We start from the raw sequence: 18,664 nt of genomic DNA, 5'->3' as shown, positions 1-18,664 counted from the left end.
GAAATCTACTTCTTATAGATACATCAAAACAAACCGCGCGAACCGCACAAAAAACGAACCGCACAAAAAACGAACCGAAACGCAGTGAAGGTTCATCGAACACCAAAACAAAATATAAATTAGGTGAGATAAAAAACAAAAAACAAATCGAAACAAACGAACTACACAAAAAAAAAGAGGGAAGCAACGCCTCCCTCTTTTATACAAAAACAAAATAATAATTCTAAAATCCTAAAATTTTAAAATGATGTTGTGATACCAAATGTTAATCCAGCTGCTTCAGAAACAATACGACAAACTCCACCAACACATAATAATCCTCCTCGTTGTCTACCATAACTAGCTGAAATTCGGGTTGTGCCTTTTGTATAGCTTGCTCCTGCGTTATAATAATGAATACGCGCATCTTTATCGTCGTTTCCATAATTATATATATCACTTACAAAAAGCGCCCAATTTGCATTATAAGCAAATTCCAATGTACCTCCTACCCAGTTCTTCTTATCTTCTTTCGTCCATAAATGTTGTGCTTCCAAACGAACAGACTTATTTTCTAAAAACTGATACGTTGTCTCAAAAGAAGCAATATTTATTTTATAACTATCCAACCCTCGTTTATCTTCTAACGATTGTGGATTATAATATTGATTCAAGTACATAAAAATTGACGACCAATTTTTTGTCCATTTTTTTCGAACTTCCAATCCAAGATCAGAATATGCTTTTTCGGCAAATCCTAAGAACTCTCCATTTGTTCCTGATCCATCTTTTTTCTTTGTGTTTTTCACACCAGCCCAATAAGATCCATTCACAACAACATTGGTTCCATACTCTCCTCCTAGGGTACTTCCTTTTTCAAATTCGTAATAAAAGTCAAATTGTCCTCCGATTTCACCCAACTTACCAAACATATTCATATCAAAATTGGGTTGTGCCTGATATACATAAATATTTTGTAGCGAGTAATCGTACTGTTTGGTTAATCCAGGAATATAATTTAGAGTTCCTTTAAAATATTCATTTCCTTGAAACGTTCTTTCGGAATAAAAACTCATATTCTCCATTCTGCGTAGATTAACATCCAATGCCAATCCTTTTTGAGAATATCCTGTATTAATTAACAATGCATTTCCAGCCTGATTGACTTTATAATTAAATCGCTTCAATTCATATAGTACATCTTTATCTTTCAAAACATATTCAGCTCCGATATAGAAGCCTCCTTTTCCAAAATTCATTCTTGCACTATATCCATTTGTCATCTTATCTAGGTCTTTATTGTATGCGTGAGAGTTTTCAATTCTACCTAAATAGCTAAAGCCCGCAGACCAATCCCATGCATCATTCTCCATCAAACCAGACAAATCTACATTTACATCTCCTCCAACAATAAAAGAATTTGCTAAATCAAATCCCATTCCGATACGTTGCTTTCCTCCTAATACAGTAAAGTCAATATGATCTAGCAAAGAATATTTAACATTCAAACCCAAAATAGCGTTGTTAACTCCTAATTGTCTGTCTTCCCATGAACGGAATAATAGTCCACTTCCAAATTGATCGTAAAAATGTCCAGCTGTAACATCTAATCCCAATTCTCTATTATTATATCGAGCATAAAGAGTTCCTATATCAAACCCCTTGTATTCGGGAGAATAATTCAATAAAGCTTTCGGTTCATATCCTTCCACTTGAGCTCCAAAGCTCCAATTCTTCCAATCGTAATCAACTTTTAAATACGAGTTTGTTCTAAAACGATCATCTGCCTCTTTAGAATCAATCTTAATCTTCTTATCATCTACATACCATTGTGAGTTATTTTCGAACCCAACGCGTATCTGAGCTTTTGCTCCTACAAATAAAAGCAATCCACAAACTGTAAAAAATATCTTCTTCATTGACCTACTTAATTAACGCTTTTACTTGTTTAATGAGTTCTTTTTCGGCTCCTGGCGTGTAACTTGTATGTTTGTACACAATCTTTCCTTTATAAACAACAGCAGTAAAAGGTACATTCACCACATTCATTGCTCGTTTTAAATCGTGATTCGTATCCAGTAATACCGTATAATCCCATCCTTTCCCATTAACCAAAGGTTTAACACGTTTTACAGATTTGGCATCGTCAATTGAAACGGCAATTAATTTCACGCCTGTTTCCTTTTGCCAATCGTCATAGACATCATTAATCGCGGCTAATTCTTTCAAACAAGGCCCACACCACGTTGCCCAAAAACTAACAATAATCGGTTTTTCTTCATTTGCAAAAGAAGCAAAATCTACTTTTTTGCCATCTAAATCAGTAAGCGTAACTGTGGGTAAATCTTTTTGTTGTGCAGTAACTGTAGAAAATACAAACAACAGGATAAATGCATAAAACACTTTCATAAATATTCAGTTTTAGTTGTAAAGCTCAAAAATAGAAAAAAAAAAGTATATTTAACTTTTTGTTAACCGAAATTTATACATATTTTTACGAAAACAACTTTAACAAATTATTTTATGAAAACAACAAAAAATTATTTCCTATTTCTAATACTTACATTAGGGATAGGCTTATTTAGTGCTTCATGTTCATCAAGTGACAATAGTTCAAATGATGATAATGATCCGCCACCACCAGGGCAAAAAGAATTTATTATTTCTCCAAGTCAAACGACAATCAAAGTAAATGAAACAGTTAGCTTTATAGCTAAGTATGAAGGAAATGTAATTAAAGACATTCAATACCTTGTTAATGGAACAGGAATAGAGGCTGATAATTTCACTTTTACTGAAACTGGAGATTTTAAAGTACAGGCCAAAAAGTCAACTGGAGAGATGAGTAATACAGTGACTATTTCAGTATTTAAAGATGATGACGAAATAAATAACGCTACAAAATTCCAACACCGTGTACTTGTTGAAGATTTTACAGGAGCTTGGTGTCAATGGTGTCCACTTGTTGCTTATGACATTGAACAATTAGAAAAAACGGATGGTGAAAAATTCCAAGCCATCGCAATACACAATGAAGATCCTTTTGATTTTTTCAAACGCGACAGACAAGCATTTGAAAGAGAAGTTGGTGTAGATGGTTATCCATTTGCAACGATAAACAGAAATCTGAATTTCAGAGAAGATCCAAGTAAAGTAGTTGACTTACACAAAGAGTTTTCTACAATTGGAATTAAAATTGATTCTGAAGTATATGCTAGCGATGGAATTATACAAATCGGTATTAAATTTGGAGAAGACTATACAGGAGGACTAAAATATGCTGTCTTTTTGTTAGAAGATCACTTACTATACAAACAATCGAATTCAACAGAATATTACAGAGACCTTCCTAGACAAGGGAACTATTCTTTAGACTTCGAACACAACAATACATTAGTTGGTATGGCTAATGGATTCAAAGGAAGTGATATTGCTTCATCTGTATCGGTTAAAGGTGGAGAGTTTCTAAAGACAGATATTTACTTTACACACAAAGCAGCCAATCTAGATAATACAAAAGTCGTAGTAATAGTTACAAATATGAACGGCGAGGTACTTAACGTAGCTGTCGCAAAATCAAATACAAAACAAGACTACCAAGTAGTGCGTTAATAAAAGAGAGTCACAATACGATTGTGCTTATAAAAAAAGGGGGTGTCCTAAAAAGAGGGTACTGAAAAAGTCCCTTTTGACAAAATAAGCTCTTAATAAGAGGTAAACTATATAGCGAATTGCTTTTATAGTTTACCTCTTTCTATTTATCTTTATTTTTTAAACTAATTCTGTTCCCTATGTTAGCTTCTCAGCAGTCTTTGTCTCTCAGTTCATACTCTGGTTTATATGATCTTATCGTTCCAAAAGATAATATCTTACGCAGGATTAATGATTTAATAGACTTCTCTTTCGTACATGATGAGCTTATTACTAAGTATTACTTAGATAATGGTCGCACAGCTGAGTCTCCTATAAAACTTTTTAAGTATCTACTTTTAAAAAGCATTTATGACATCTCGGATGTTGCCGTTGTAGAACGTTCTCGGTTTGATATGTCATTTAAATACTTTTTAGGCATGGCTCCTGAGGAAGATGTCATCAATGCTAGTACCTTAACTAAGTTTAGAAAACTAAGGTTATCGGATAGTGATTTATTAAAACTACTTATAGGGGAAACAGTTCGCTTAGCTATTAGCAAAGAAATTATAAAATCCAATGCAATTATAGTAGCTACTCACAGTGCTAGTAGATCTAATCCCTTCTCAGCTATAGAAGCTTTAAAGATGCGCAGTAGACAATTACGTAAAGTTTTATATGATATCGATGAGAAGATCAAGAAAAGCTTGCCAAATAAAAATGAGAATAGTGATTTAGAAGATGAGTTGGTTTATAGTAAAGCACTCATAGAGTTCTTAAAAAATAGTGGCTTACTTGGTTACCCAAAAGTAATGGAGAAATTTGAAATGCTTGTAGAGACTCTTGAAGATATTCAAGAGCGTTATACTTTATCTAAAGATAGAGATGCTCGTACAGGACATAAATCATCCGATACAAAGTTCTTCGGTTTTAAAACTCACATTGCCATGAGTAAAGAGCGTATTATTACTAGTGCTATAGTTACTTCAGGAGAAAAAGCAGATGGCCCGTTGTTGCAAAATTTAATCGAAGAAAGTATTGATAATGGCATGCCCGTAGATACAGTAATAGGAGATAGAGCGTACTCTGGTAAGGATAATTTACAATACGCTAAAAGCAATAATATTAAGATAGTAGCTAAACTAAGTAGTATAATAAGCGAAGGAACAAGAAAAAAAGAGGATAATTTTGATTACAATAAAGATGCAGATATGTATGTGTGTCCTGCAGGTCATCTAGCTATTAGAAAAGCCAGACAAGGAAAAAAGAACATTGGAGAAAATCAGGCAATAACCTATTACTTTGATATAGAAAAATGCAAAGTATGTCCTTTTAAACAGGGCTGTTATAAACCAGGAGCTAAAGCAAAAACATACTCCCTAACATTAAAAAGTAATACCCATTTAGAACAATTAGAATTCCAAAATTCCGAAGAATTTAAACAAGAAGCCAAGCATCGATATAAGATAGAGGCTAAAAATAGTGAGTTAAAAAATGCACATGGATATGCAAGAGCAGACTCCTACGGACTTTCTTGTATGCAAATGCAAGGAGCTATTACCATTTTTACAGTAAATATTAAAAGAATACTCAAATTAATGGACAAATAGGAATATAAAAGACCTGCTTTGTAAAAAGTAACTATAAATCTTAATATAGTTTGTTTTAAGAAACTATTATTTGACGATAAAATAAATAACGCTTGAAAAAGGAATCTTTAAATACCTTTACAAGCGTTATTTTTTTGTTGTAAAAAGATCCAGTTTGTATGATCAGGCTACTTTTTCAGTACCCTCTCCTAAAAAGACATCCTCTTTTTTATAGTCATTAAAAACAAAAAAGCCTGACAAGAAATTGTCAGGCTTTTTTTGCTCCCCCTCTTGGGCTCGAACCAAGGACCCTCTGATTAACAGTCAGATGCTCTAACCAACTGAGCTAAGGAGGAAGGTATCTTACCTTAAATGCAGTGCAAATATAACATCATTTTTTATTTCTGCAAATACATTCGCTTTATTTTTTATTTACTGAATATTGCTTTATAAATATCGTTTCCATTGGCAAACAACAACAACCCTATAAGTATAAAGAAACCAACCATTTGCGCATTTTCCAAAAACTTATCACTTGGTTTTCTACCCGAAATCATTTCATACAACAAAAACATCACATGACCTCCATCTAGGGCAGGAATTGGCAATAAGTTCATTACACCTAACATGATTGACAATAAAGCTGTAATATTCCAGAAATATTCCCAACTCCAAACCGAAGGAAAGATATCATAGATTGCTTTAAACCCACCTACTCCTTTATAGGCTCCAGTTTCAGGTTTAATAATTTTCTTTAATTGCTGGAAGTAGCCCGCTACTTTTTCCGTTCCTTTACTTAAACCAACAGAAACAGATTCGCCTAGTGTATATTTTACTTGACTAATATTATACAATCCCATTTGTTTAATGGTATCGATTGAAAGTCCTCCTGCTGGTGCTATTCCCGCAACGCCATCTGCATTGATCTGCAATTCAACTGTTACGTCTTTTCCATCACGCTCGATAACAACAGGAACGGTTTGTCCTTTTAATCCAACGATCGCTGGCTGTACCTGATCCATAAAAGGTGTTGGAATGCCGTTGATACTCTTAATAACATCTTTTGCTTGAAATACTTCTGCTGCATTAGATCCTTGAATATCCTCTACAAACCCCATAATAACAAAGGGAATACGCAATGAAATCCACCCTTCTTTTTTTGCACCATCACTCAGCTGTCCTAGTAAATTCACAGGTAAATCAATATTTTCTCTTACGCCATTGCGTTCAATTTCAATCTGATGCCCCATCATTACTTCATAGCCTACGTCGTTAAAACGCTCGATTTCCTTTCCATCTACAGCAACAATTTTATCCCCAGTTTTCAATCCTGCTTCTTGTAAAATTGGAGATTGTACCCAAACCCCGTGATCCATATCCTTATTTGAAATATACAAATCACCATAGGCGTAGGTCATTCCAATATAGATAACAAAAGCTAAGATGAAGTTTACAGTCACCCCTCCTAACATAATGATCAAACGCTGCCATGCCGGTTTTGAACGAAATTCCCATGGCTGTGGTTCACTTTTCAATTGCTCCGTATCCATACTTTCATCAACCATTCCTGAAATCTTCACATATCCTCCTAAAGGCAACCAACCGATTCCATAGACCGTATCTCCAATTTTCTTTTTAAACAAAGAAAACTTCACATCAAAGAAGAGATAGAATTTCTCCACACGCGTTTTAAATAGCTTAGCTGGGATAAAATGTCCTAACTCGTGTAGAATAATCAAGAAGGATAAACTCAATAAGAATTGAGAAAGTTTAATCAATATTTCCATTGTACTAATTTCGTTTCAAATCTGAATAATAGGCAAAAATAAAATATTAGTTGAACTATCAACTATATTTTAGCAAACTATTATTGATAAAGATTCTTTCCTTTCGAGATTCCTTACATGCGAATACATTTGAGGAACCCTATTCTTTTTTTTATCAGTAAACAAACGAAAATTTATCGATGAAAAAAATTGACATTCCTCCAAAAAGTCAAAAAACACACGTTTGAAGTCATTCTTTTCTTTTTATTCGCGAGTAATTGGATGAAAAACAACAAAAAGACAAATAATAAAAAAGTATTTTCTAACTTTGTTATCTTAAACTATTATTTATACTATGTTACAGATAGCTTTTATTAGAGAGAATCAAGAACAAGTGATTAAAGGCTTGGCCAAAAGAAATCTTGATGTTACGGAGGTGCTAAACGAAGTGCTTGCTTTAGATGAGAAAAGAAGAGCAACACAAGTTGAATTAGACAATGTCTTGGCGGAATCCAACAAGCTATCCAAAAGCATTGGCGAGTTAATGAAGAGTGGAGAAAAAGCGAAAGCAGAACTCATCAAAGAAAAAACATCCAATTTACGCGAGCAAAGCAAAGAATTAACAGAATTGTTAAATCAAGTTTCTGCGGCGCTTACAGAAAAGTTATATACGATTCCCAATGTACCAACGGATCTTGTTCCTGCAGGAAAAGATGCAGAGGACAATATTACGGTTCATCAACAAGGTGAAATTCCAACCTTACATGAAGGAGCATTACCTCACTGGGAATTAGCGAAGAAATACGATTTAATTGACTTTGAATTAGGAAATAAAATCACAGGGGCTGGTTTTCCAGTATATAAAGGGAAAGGGGCTCGCTTACAACGTGCGTTGATTTCGTACTTTTTAGATAAAAATACGGCAGCAGGATATAAGGAGTACCAAGTACCTCATGTGATTAATGAAGCTTCTGGATTTGGAACAGGACAGTTACCTGATAAAGAAGGACAGATGTATCACATTGGCGTGGATGATTTGTACTTAATTCCAACGGCAGAAGTACCAATAACCAATATGTTTAGAGATGTGATCCTACAAGAGAGCGACTTCCCTGTTCTATGTACAGGGTATACACCATGTTTCCGTAGAGAAGCAGGCTCTTACGGGGCACACGTAAGAGGATTAAACCGTTTACACCAATTTGACAAAGTGGAAATTGTTCGCATTGAACATCCAGACAACTCATACAAAGCCCTTGATGGAATGGTAGAGCACGTACAAGAATTGTTACACGAATTACAATTACCCTACAGAATCTTGAGATTATGTGGTGGAGATATGGGATTCACTTCTGCTTTGACCTATGATTTCGAAGTATTTTCAACCGCTCAAGACCGTTGGTTAGAAATCAGTTCTGTTTCTAACTTCGAAACCTTCCAAGCAAATCGCTTGAAATTGCGCTTTAAAGATAAAACAGGAAAAAGTCAACTAGCACATACCTTAAATGGTAGTTCATTAGCTTTGCCTCGTGTATTAGCTGGAATCTTAGAAAACTATCAAACACCGGAAGGAATTGTGATACCTGAGGTCTTACGACCGTACACAGGATTTGATATTATTGATTAATTTTACACCACACGTATAAGTAGATGAAAAGCACCAAATCCGATAAAGACATTTGGTGCTTTTTTTATCTTTGCATAACCCAAATATCCACCTGATGATTATTTACAATATAACGATAAATATCCATGAAAGCGTACACGACACATGGATGGCTTGGATCAACGAATTTTATATTCCAGGCATGCTAAACACGAATAAATTCAATAAGGCCCGTATGGTAAAAGTACTCGTAGATGAAGATATGGGTGGTATTACCTATTCCATTCAATTTGAATCACCTAATGCGGAGGTATTGAATCAATTTTATCGCGAAGATGCTGATTTATTTGAGCGAGAATCACGCAAAAAATTTGGCGAATTAATGCTTACTTTCAAAACAGAACTAGCGCTTATTAGCGAACACTAAACCGATACGGCATGGATAAAGTTAGAGCAAAAAAACACTTGGGTCAACACTTCTTAACGGATGAAAGTGTTGCAAAGCGAATCGCCGATACGCTTACCTTAGAAGGATATAAAAAAGTATTGGAGATTGGTCCTGGAATGGGTGTGTTGACCAAATATATCTTAGACAAACCCATTGAAACTTTCGTAGTAGAAATTGATACGGAATCTGTCGATTATTTACACCAACATTATTCCAAGTTACACGATCATATCTTTGCGCAAGATTTTTTAAAATTTAATATTGTACAAGCCTTCAACCAAGAACCTTTTGCCGTTATTGGAAACTTTCCGTATAATATATCCACGCAAATTGTGTTTCGCGTGTTAGAGCTGCGCGATTTTGTACCTGAATTTTCGGGTATGTTTCAGAAAGAGGTAGCCGAACGCATTTGCGAGACAAAAGGAAGCAAAACTTATGGAATTCTCTCCGTGTTAACGCAAGCTTTTTACGACACTGAATATCTATTCACGGTGTCTGAACATGTTTTTAACCCACCGCCTAAAGTAAAGTCTGGGGTAATGCGCATGCGTAGAAAAGAGAATTATTCTTTGCCATGCAATGAAAAAATGTTTTTTACTGTGGTAAAAACTGCCTTTAATCAGCGTCGAAAAACGTTGAGAAATAGCTTAAAAGGCTTCAATTTACCCGATGAGATCCGCGAAGAAGCAATTTTCAACATGCGTCCAGAACAATTAGGTGTGGAAGAATTTATTGATCTTACAAAAAAAATAGAAATACATGGAGTTCAAAATCAGTGATGAAACTATTCAACAAATCGAAGAACTTATTGCTACAGGGCAAGAGGCCGAATTATTAGCGCTCCTTAAGGATATTCACGCCGTGGATATCGCTGAGATTATGAATGAGCTTCACACTGAAGAAGCTATTTATATCTTCGATATATTAGATAGTGAAGTCACTGCAGAAATATTACTTGATTTAGATGAAGATTTACGAGAAAAGATTTTAAAGAGTCTTTCTCCTAAAGAGATTGCGGAAGAGTTAGATGAACTCGATACGGATGATGCAGCAGATATTATTGCTGAATTATCGGAAAAACGAAAAGAAGAAGTACTCTTAGAGCTTGAAGACTTAGAACACGCCAAAGACATTGTAGAACTTTTGCGTTATGATGAGGATACAGCAGGGGGATTAATGGCGAAAGAATTTGTATCAGTCAATGAAAATTGGTCGATTCTTACCTGTGTCAAGGAAATGCGTAAACAAGCTGAACACGTTTCTCGCGTGCATTCTATCTATGTAGTAGATGATGAAGGGCGTCTAAAAGGGCGATTATCACTTAAAGATTTACTTACTTCTTCTACCACTACACACATTAGTGATGTTTACATCCCAAAAGTAGATTACGTTAAAGTAGACACGGAAGATACTGAAGTTGCGCGTATCATGCAAAAATACGACTTAGAAGCTATTCCAGTGGTTGATGAGATGGGAAGACTCGTTGGACGCATTACCATTGACGATATTGTCGATGTCATCAAAGAAGAAGCAGATAAAGATTATCAATTGGCAGCAGGTATTTCGCAAGATGTTGATACCAATGACAGCATTCTAACCTTAACCAAAGCGCGCTTACCGTGGTTGATACTCGCTATGATTGGAGGTTTTGTAGCCGTAAACGTTTCAAGAAGCTTTGAAGACGCCATGGAAAAATTCGGCGTTCTTTTCTTCTTTACTCCATTGATTGCTGCTATGGCGGGCAATGTAGGCGTTCAATCCTCCGCTATTATCGTGCAAGGGCTGGCAAACAATACCATTTCAGGTTCTATTTGGAAGCGCTTGGGAAAAGAAGTCTCGCTAAGCTTGTTAAATGGATTCTTACTCGCCATTCTTTTGATGATTGGAAGCCACGTACTATTAGGTGTAGATTACATCATTGGAATTACCGTCTCTATTGCGCTCATTAGTGTAATTATCATCGCCAGCTTAATTGGTACGTTTGTACCAATTCTTTTAAATAAATATGGCGTAGATCCCGCTTTAGCAACAGGACCATTTATCACAACAAGCAACGATATTTTTGGTATTTTAATTTACTTTTCCATTGCAAAAGTGATTCTAGGCTTTTAAATTTTCGGTTATGGCAACAAAAAAAGTATTACATCTCGATAGCAATCACCCTTTAATGCTTGAACAATTAGCAGAAATGGGATATACTAATGTAGAGGATTACACTTCTTGCAAGGAAACAATAGAAGACAGCATACATGAATACGAGGGAATTATCCTGCGTAGTCGATTTAAAATTGACGCTTCTTTCTTGGAAAAGGCAACACGATTAAAGTTTATTGGTCGTGTTGGAGCGGGATTAGAAAATATTGATTGTGACTTTGCTGCCACAAAAGGTATTGTTCTTGTTGCTGCCCCTGAGGGAAATCAAACTGCAGTGGGAGAACACGCTTTAGGGATGTTACTTACGCTGTTTAACAAATTGAATCTAGTCGATCAAGAAGTTCGACAAGGAGTGTGGATTCGAGAGGGAAATAGAGGCATTGAAATCGAAGGTAAAACGGTGGGCATTATTGGCTATGGTCACATGGGAAATGCCTTCGCAAAACGACTACAAGGCTTTGATTGCGAGGTTATCTTTTATGATATCAAGGATCATTTGGAAAACCAATACGCCAAGCAAGTGTCTTTAGCGACATTGCAAGAACGAGCAGATATTCTAAGCTTGCATGTGCCACAAACACCAGAGACGATTCACTTAATTGATGAGGCTTTTATTCAACAAATGGAAAAACCCTTTTGGTTAATCAATACTGCTCGCGGCAAAGCAGTGAACACCGCTGATTTGGTTCATGCCTTAGAAAGTGGAAAAGTACGAGGGGCAGCCCTAGATGTTTTAGAATATGAAAAATCTTCTTTCGAAAACATGTTTGCCCAAGAGAATCTACCTCAACCTCTACAGTACTTAATTCAAAGTAAACAAGTTCTACTATCTCCCCATATTGCTGGGTGGACCATAGAAAGTAAAGAAAAACTAGCGCAAACGATTATCGACAAAATACGACAACAGTTTCATTAAAAAAGGAGATCCGCTGGATCTCCTTTTTTTGTATTAAAACGTAACAGTTGCTGACAATAAAGTTCCACTACCAGAACCTTCTTTTACCACTTTATTATCTTTCGTTACTTTAACATTTAACTTTGAAGTTTCATCAACACCAAAGCCTTGGGCTGTAAAATCGATGCGTTGTTTACTTGTTTTCTTATAGACTTTAGACCATTTAGTTGTTTCTAAACCAGTTTGTACGTCTGTATCAATGTCTGTTCCCTCAGAAATAACAGCCATTACTTGTTCGATCGTAGCTCCCTGAGTTACCGTCACTGATACAGTATACTCTCCACTAGATGAACCTGAACTAGAGCTATCATCTGAACTACATGCTGTAGTTGACGCTGCAACAATAGCACATACTAAAATAAATTTTAATCTTTTAAGCATGGTTAATTATATTAAATTATGATAACAAAAATATATAATTTAATTTAACAAACAAGCAATGATAAAAAAATAGTTAATATTAATAAAAAAACAGCCTAATAGGCTGTTTTTTTTATTAATATTATATGTATTAGAAACCAAATTCCAATAAAAGCGTTTTACCACTTGCTCTTTTGTGAACCACAATTTCCTCGTCTTTCTTCACTGTAACATTCACCTCATCTAAGGTAGAAGCTCCTTCCCCCTCCACAATAATACTGATTAGTTCTTCACTTGTTTTGGAATAACTTTTCTCCCATTTCAATATCTTTGGAGGAAGTGGGACATTTGGATCTACAGCTACTGGAATACCATCATCTTTAAACATTACATCCGTTGTAACTTTTGTACTGCTTGATTTATATACTGTAATGTGATCAAGACCTACCTCATCAGTAATTTCTACTGTAATATCGTAAACTTCGCTCTTCAATACAGGTTTAGGATCACTTCCATCATCACTGCTACAACCTGCAACTCCTAGTGCAATACCTGCACAAACTAAAAAAAATTTAACTTTCTTGAACATTGTTTTTCACTTTTATTTAACAACTCAAAAATAGCATTTTTTTCAAAACACACAACATATTGCTTAAAAAATATTAAATAAAATACAATCTACTCTAAAAAACAAAGAAATCAAAAACAAACCATCTTCTCATCCTCGTAAAAAACATAAAAAAAACACCTTTTACTAGGTGTTTTTTATACTTTAATTATATTTATTCGCTTCTTCTTGTATTTTTCGTTCAAGTTCAGCTTCGAACTCTTCCATGACTGGTTTAACTGTGCTTTCTGGTAAATCTGCAATTTTAATATACATCAAGCCATCAATAGCATTATTAAAAAGAGGATCCACATTAAACGCAATTACTTTTGCATTTTGTTTGATGTACTTCTTGATCAACACAGGTACTCTCAATTTTGCCGGTTCCACATCTTCAATAATCTTATCAAACTTATTTAAATCAGATTCGGTTTCATTAAAGATCAAATCTTTATCTGCATCCTTCAAATTGACCTTATATTCCATTTTTGGCGTAACATATTGTGCAATAAAAGGATCGAAATAATGAGAGCGCATAAATTCAATCATCAGTGATTTTGAAAAATCCGAAAACTGATTACTAATACTCACCCCTCCTATTAGGTATTGATGTTCAGGGAAACGCAACGTCGTATGAACAATACCTTTCCACAATAGGAACAAAGGCATAGGCTTTTGCTGGTAATCTTTAACAATAAAAGCACGTCCCATTTCAATCGATTGTGCCATCATGGGATACAATTCTGATTCAAATCGAAATAGTTCATTAAGGTAAAAACCGTTGATACCGTATTTTTTGTAAATCTCCGACCCTAATCCCATGCGATAAGCGCCACAGATTTGTTCTGCCTCGCTATCCCATAAAAACATATGGTGGTAGTATTTATCGTACTGGTCAAGATCCAATTCGTTATTCGTTCCCTCACCGACTTCTCTAAAAGTAACCTCTCTTAGTCGGCCAAGTTCCAATAATATTGTCGGGATCAAGTCTGCTTTACACAAGAAAACTTCATAATTCTTACTTTGAAGTAATCGAAAGTCTTTTTCGCGTAAAACCTCTATTTCCTGTTTAATTCGATCAAGGGGTTGTGGAGGGACAATGTCCTTTACCATCTTTGGAAATTTAAAATTAAAAGACGGGACTTTTATCCATTTACGGGAGTCCTCATCTTTATAAGCATTCGACAACAAATACGTTTTAAAACGCAAAAAGTTTCCGTAATCGCTTAAATCATAATGTTCATTTTGCTCTTCAACAGATATTGGACGTCCGATTCGTATTTTTATTACACGATCTTTTTGTGTCAACAATTCTGAAGGTAATTTTGCTGTACGCAAAGTTGGATTTATCTGGGATAAAAAGTAAAATAACTTACTATTTTTCGCATGAAAATAAATAGGTACAACTGGTACATTGGCCTTTTTGATCAATTTAATGGCTCCTTCTTCCCAAGGTTTATCCACCACTAATCGATCATCTTTATAAGTAGAGACTTCACCGGCAGGGAATATCCCCAAGGGTTTACCATCACTTAAATGCCTCAGCGTTTCTTTCAACCCCAATACACTTGATTTAACATCCTTGTTGTTTTCAAATGGATTTACAGGCATAATATAGGGCTTTAAAGGCTCTATTCGGTGCAATATAAAATTAGCAATGATCTTAAAATTAGGATCATGCTCCAACATCAATTTCAACAATAAAATACCATCTATTCCTCCTAATGGATGGTTAGATATCGTAATATAAGGTCCTTTTTTAGGTAGGCGTTTTAGTTCTTCTGGATCAATTTGGAATTCAATTTGAAACTCCTCTAAAATTGAATTTAAAAATTCTAAATCTTCTAGATGTTTATTTCTATCGTAAATCTTATTCAAGGTAGTAACCTTAAGCGTCTTCATCAGCAACCACCCCGTAAAAGTACCAAAGATACCATACTTGTCAACGTTAATCGCTTTCGCTACTTCCTTAGCTGTTACTAACCCCATCAATTTCAAAATTTAAGTAAGACAAATATACTAAAATCTTTAGGTATTCTATTTTATTTTATCAACCTTACATCGATATCACTAGCCTTATTGTGGATAAAAATCTAAATAACTGATTAAAAAAAAGATACCTCATTTGAATTTTCTTTTCGCCTCGGATAAAAAAAGAACACTTCTCCTCGATAATATGCCAATTTTACCGTTTATTGTCTAACTTATACGCCAAGCGAGACAGCTACTTACTATCGCTTTATTTCCTGTACATCAGAATGCTAATTAAAGATTAAAAAACGCATCAATACCGCCCTTTTGCACATGAGTAATACTTATTTTTTCTATTTTTGGTCTTCATACAAAAAACAAGCCTAATGAAAAAAATCATATCCTATAATGTGAATGGAATTCGCGCAGCGATAAAAAAAGGACTACTCGATTGGATGCAAGAAGAAAATGCAGATATCATTTGCATACAAGAAACAAAAGCAAAAGAGAATCAAATTCCTACAGATGAAATTACGTTAGCGGGATATCCTTACCAGTACTATTTTTCAGCAGAAAAAGCAGGATATAGTGGAGTAGCTATTTTTTGTAAGGAAAAACCCAACCATATTACTTATGGAACAGGTATTGATTATATGGATTTTGAAGGTAGAAATCTACGTGTTGACTTTGATACTTTTTCAGTTATGTCTTTATATCTTCCTTCAGCTTCGAACATTGACCGATTGGATTTTAAGTACCAATATATGGATGACTTTTTCAACTATATCCAAGCGTTGAAACAAGAGATTCCCAATTTAATTATCTGCGGAGACTACAACATCTGTCACAAAGCGATTGACATTCACGATCCTGTACGCAACGCTAAAGTATCTGGATTTTTACCCGAAGAAAGAGCTTGGGTGGACAAATTTGTAGCCCATGGCTTTATCGATAGCTTCCGTTTATTCCATACAGAACCACATCAGTATAGTTGGTGGACCTATCGCGCCAACGCAAGAAACAACAACAAAGGCTGGAGAATCGATTATCATATGGTGGCAGAACCGATGCAAGATCGTATTTTAAATGCCTCTATTTTACAAGAAGTAAAACATTCCGATCACTGTCCAGTTGTCGTTGAAATTAAAGCCTAAACCCAAACCAAAAACACACGATATTACATGATAAAAAAATGCGCTATTGGCTTACTTGCATTGACACTCCTCTCCTCTTGTGTAACAAGAAGATTATACAATGAGTTGGATGCTAATTTTCAAAGTATTCTTGATGAAAATGAACAATTGGCGAATGATTTAGCGACTTTAAATAGTTCGATGAGTGATTTAGAACTTGCTAAAAAGCAATTGGCTCAACAGTTGAAAGACTTGCAACAAGAAAGACAAAACCTAAATGCTGAAATTGCAACTGCACAACAACGACTCAAAGAGCTACAAAACTCCTATACGAATCTTGAAAAACACAGCGAAGAATCCCTCCAAGCGGAAGCCGCTCGATTGGCCCAATCTCAAGCAGAACTAGATCTAAAATCTCAGCGTGTTCAAGAATTAGAAGGAATTTTAGCAGCGAATGACAAACAGATGAAAGCCCTGAGAGACAATCTGTCTCAAGCCTTAAACGCTTTTGAAGGTAGAGGATTAACCATTGAGCAAAAAAATGGAAAAGTATATGTTTCTATGGAAAATAAATTGTTGTTCAAATCCGGTAGTTGGGCCGTCAATGATGAAGGACGTGAAGCAGTAGTCGAATTGGCCAAAGTACTCGCAATTAATCCAGACATCTCTGTACTCATTGAAGGACACACGGACAATGATAAGGTATTGGGTAATTTAGGCGATGGCGTTCAAAACAATTGGGATTTATCTACCAAACGCGCCTTGGCGATTGTTTCTATCTTGTCTGAAAACACGGCTATTGACAAAAAGAACCTCACTGCTGCTGGGCGAAGTGAATACGCGCCTTTAATGAGCAATACCTCCACCGAAGGAAAAGCCAAAAACAGACGTATTGAGGTCATTCTTACTCCGAACCTAGATAAGATCAATGAAATGCTAAATCAATTATAGAAATTATATTATTCATATAAAAAAAGTGCTATAATCTAGTAATTATAGCACTTTTTTTATATATAACTCTATTTTCACAACTGTTTTCTCAGCACATTAACACAAAAACCGATTTTTATTGCTTATCTTGCATTTTCAAAAACTAAAAAACAAAACACAATGTTTCTTTCAACCCTTAATCAACAGAACATCCAAACAATTATGGACTTTAGTGAACTAAACGTCATCTACAAATGGTTCTTTGATTACCTTCGTTTTTTACATTTGAATACACACGAAACTCACATTGTAACGACCATCGCTTTATTACTTGCGTTTTCACTCGTTATGTTTACGTTGGATTATCTTTTAAAAAACATATTTATTGTCATCGCTCGAAAATATGCCAGTTTGAGTAAAACCAAACTCGATGACCTGATCATTAACAATAAGGTGTTGCACAACATTACACACTTTATTCCCGTTGCCTTAGCCCGTATTTTATTTCCCATCTTTTTTATGGGTTTCCCTGGAGTGATTAAAGCGGTATTAACCATTACAAATCTCTTATTTGTTATTGTTATTACGTTACTCTGTCGTTCGATTATTCGCACCATTAGAGATTATGCCAAAACCAAACCTCGTTTAGCTGATAAACCCATTGACAGCTATAGCCAAGTAGCGAGTATCTTTCTCTACTTCTTTGCAGGTGTAATTATCTTTTCGACGATTACAGGCCAAGACCCCGTCAAATTTCTTGTATCCTTAGGAGCTGCCTCTGCGATCTTGATGCTTGTTTTCAAAGACACTATTATGGGATTTGTCGCTAGTATACAAGTATCAACCAACGACATGGTTCGCGTAGGAGATTGGATTGAAATGACCAAATTTGGCGCAGATGGAACGGTATTAGAAATTAACTTAAGCACCGTTAAGGTGCAGAACTTTGACAAAACCATCACTACGATTCCCACCTATTTACTCATCAGTGATTCCTTTAAGAACTACCGGGGCATGCAAGTTTCTGGTGGACGAAGAATTAAACGAAGCATCAACATTAAAATGTCCTCTATTCGCTTTTTAGAACCAGCAGAAATTAATGAGTTAAAGAAAATTCAGCTTTTAAAGCCGTATATCGAAGAGCGACAAAAAGAAATTGACGAATACAACCTCAATACCAATGCCGATCAATCCATGCCAATCAACGGACGTCGAATGACCAACATTGGTTTATTTCGCGCCTATGTATTACGTTATACACAACAAAATCCTAACATACACAAGGAATACCACTTAATGGTCCGTCATTTGCAACCCACAGAACACGGTTTACCCATAGAACTGTATATGTTTACCAATAGTACTGTTTGGGCTTTTTACGAAACCGTTATGGCGGATATATTTGATCACGTCTTGGCCGCTATCGACTACTTCCATTTGGAAGTGTTTGAACTTCCCTCTTCTGATGATGTAAGACAGTTCATTGCCAATAGTCAAGATCCAATTAAACATTCAAATTAACTATACATCAAAACA

General features: G+C 35.3%; 17 protein-coding genes and 1 tRNA gene. 11 read left to right on the top strand and 7 right to left on the bottom strand.

All coding sequences use genetic code 11. From position 1 onward, the window contains the following. Nucleotides 1-218 (top strand): hypothetical protein (locus ACPDHL_RS05510; protein ID WP_430531793.1); only part of this gene is annotated, 218 nt, incomplete at its 5' end. A gap of 21 nt (nt 219-239) precedes the next feature. Here ACPDHL_RS05510 and ACPDHL_RS05505 read toward each other — a convergent pair. Further along, nucleotides 240-1,898 (bottom strand): DUF6029 family protein, encoded by a 1,659-nt coding sequence (locus ACPDHL_RS05505; RefSeq protein WP_430531792.1) that lies wholly within the window; start codon nt 1,896-1,898, stop codon nt 240-242. Nucleotides 1,899-1,902: 4 nt separating this feature from the next. Further along, a complete protein-coding gene (locus tag ACPDHL_RS05500) occupies nt 1,903-2,388 on the bottom strand; it encodes a TlpA family protein disulfide reductase (RefSeq protein ID WP_430531791.1) in 486 nt (161 codons plus the stop codon). Nucleotides 2,389-2,502: 114 nt separating this feature from the next. On the opposite strand from ACPDHL_RS05500, the gene ACPDHL_RS05495 reads away from it, so the two are divergent. Both ACPDHL_RS05495 and ACPDHL_RS05490 read left to right on the top strand, forming a co-directional pair. After that, the gene (locus ACPDHL_RS05495) at nt 2,503-3,591 is read left to right on the top strand and encodes an Omp28-related outer membrane protein (protein ID WP_430531790.1); all 1,089 of its coding nucleotides are present in this window, start codon (nt 2,503-2,505) and stop codon (nt 3,589-3,591) included. Between the two features lie 179 nt (nt 3,592-3,770). Then, complete coding sequence (locus tag ACPDHL_RS05490) at nt 3,771-5,219, top strand: IS1182 family transposase (protein WP_430531789.1); 1,449 nt, start codon at nt 3,771-3,773, stop codon at nt 5,217-5,219. A 261-nt stretch (nt 5,220-5,480) separates the two neighbouring features. Here ACPDHL_RS05490 and ACPDHL_RS05485 read toward each other — a convergent pair. Together ACPDHL_RS05485 and rseP are read right to left on the bottom strand one after the other, a co-directional pair. Continuing rightward, nucleotides 5,481-5,554 (bottom strand) — tRNA-Asn (locus ACPDHL_RS05485). Nucleotides 5,555-5,626: 72 nt separating this feature from the next. Beyond that, nucleotides 5,627-6,985, bottom strand: coding sequence for an RIP metalloprotease RseP (rseP, locus tag ACPDHL_RS05480; protein WP_430531788.1), 1,359 nt, complete (start codon nt 6,983-6,985; stop codon nt 5,627-5,629). Between the two features lie 334 nt (nt 6,986-7,319). Between rseP and serS the strand changes: the two genes are divergently transcribed. The 5 genes from serS (at nt 7,320) to ACPDHL_RS05455 (ending at nt 12,088) form a co-directional block, all read left to right on the top strand. Next, nucleotides 7,320-8,591: a serine--tRNA ligase gene (gene serS / locus ACPDHL_RS05475; RefSeq protein ID WP_430531787.1), complete on the top strand. Its 1,272-nt coding sequence runs from the start codon at nt 7,320-7,322 to the stop codon at nt 8,589-8,591. Nucleotides 8,592-8,685: 94 nt separating this feature from the next. Beyond that, on the top strand, nt 8,686-8,997 hold the full coding sequence (locus ACPDHL_RS05470) for a DUF4286 family protein (protein WP_430531786.1): 312 nt from the start codon (nt 8,686-8,688) through the stop codon (nt 8,995-8,997). An 11-nt stretch (nt 8,998-9,008) separates the two neighbouring features. After that, the gene (rsmA, locus tag ACPDHL_RS05465) at nt 9,009-9,797 is read left to right on the top strand and encodes a 16S rRNA (adenine(1518)-N(6)/adenine(1519)-N(6))-dimethyltransferase RsmA (RefSeq protein ID WP_430531785.1); all 789 of its coding nucleotides are present in this window, start codon (nt 9,009-9,011) and stop codon (nt 9,795-9,797) included. Continuing rightward, a complete protein-coding gene (gene mgtE, locus ACPDHL_RS05460) occupies nt 9,778-11,130 on the top strand; it encodes a magnesium transporter (protein WP_430531784.1) in 1,353 nt (450 codons plus the stop codon). Before rsmA ends, mgtE begins: the two co-directional genes overlap by 20 nt. A gap of 10 nt (nt 11,131-11,140) precedes the next feature. Further along, complete coding sequence (locus tag ACPDHL_RS05455; RefSeq protein ID WP_430531783.1) at nt 11,141-12,088, top strand: 2-hydroxyacid dehydrogenase; 948 nt, start codon at nt 11,141-11,143, stop codon at nt 12,086-12,088. Between the two features lie 33 nt (nt 12,089-12,121). Here the strand turns inward: ACPDHL_RS05455 and ACPDHL_RS05450 are convergent, their stop codons facing one another. The 3 genes from ACPDHL_RS05450 to ACPDHL_RS05440 all read right to left on the bottom strand — a co-directional run bounded on the left by ACPDHL_RS05450 (nt 12,122) and on the right by ACPDHL_RS05440 (nt 15,083). Then, nucleotides 12,122-12,508, bottom strand: coding sequence for a hypothetical protein (locus tag ACPDHL_RS05450; RefSeq protein WP_430531782.1), 387 nt, complete (start codon nt 12,506-12,508; stop codon nt 12,122-12,124). Nucleotides 12,509-12,638: 130 nt separating this feature from the next. After that, on the bottom strand, nt 12,639-13,076 hold the full coding sequence (locus ACPDHL_RS05445) for a hypothetical protein (RefSeq protein ID WP_430531781.1): 438 nt from the start codon (nt 13,074-13,076) through the stop codon (nt 12,639-12,641). A gap of 183 nt (nt 13,077-13,259) precedes the next feature. Continuing rightward, on the bottom strand, nt 13,260-15,083 hold the full coding sequence (locus tag ACPDHL_RS05440; RefSeq protein WP_430531780.1) for a GNAT family N-acyltransferase: 1,824 nt from the start codon (nt 15,081-15,083) through the stop codon (nt 13,260-13,262). 368 nt (nt 15,084-15,451) lie between these two features. Between ACPDHL_RS05440 and ACPDHL_RS05435 the strand changes: the two genes are divergently transcribed. From ACPDHL_RS05435 to ACPDHL_RS05425, 3 genes are all read left to right on the top strand, one after another. Beyond that, the gene (locus ACPDHL_RS05435) at nt 15,452-16,219 is read left to right on the top strand and encodes an exodeoxyribonuclease III (protein WP_430531779.1); all 768 of its coding nucleotides are present in this window, start codon (nt 15,452-15,454) and stop codon (nt 16,217-16,219) included. 27 nt (nt 16,220-16,246) lie between these two features. Beyond that, complete coding sequence (locus ACPDHL_RS05430) at nt 16,247-17,149, top strand: OmpA family protein (RefSeq protein WP_430531778.1); 903 nt, start codon at nt 16,247-16,249, stop codon at nt 17,147-17,149. Between the two features lie 159 nt (nt 17,150-17,308). Continuing rightward, nucleotides 17,309-18,649, top strand: a complete 1,341-nt coding sequence (locus ACPDHL_RS05425) for a mechanosensitive ion channel family protein (protein WP_430531777.1) — start codon at nt 17,309-17,311, stop codon at nt 18,647-18,649. Nucleotides 18,650-18,664: the final 15 nt, after the last annotated feature.

The organism is Myroides sp. C15-4, assembly GCF_050522745.1.
Taxonomy (GTDB): Bacteria; Bacteroidota; Bacteroidia; order Flavobacteriales; family Flavobacteriaceae; genus Flavobacterium.
This window is presented reverse-complemented; position numbering and strand designations above follow the sequence as displayed.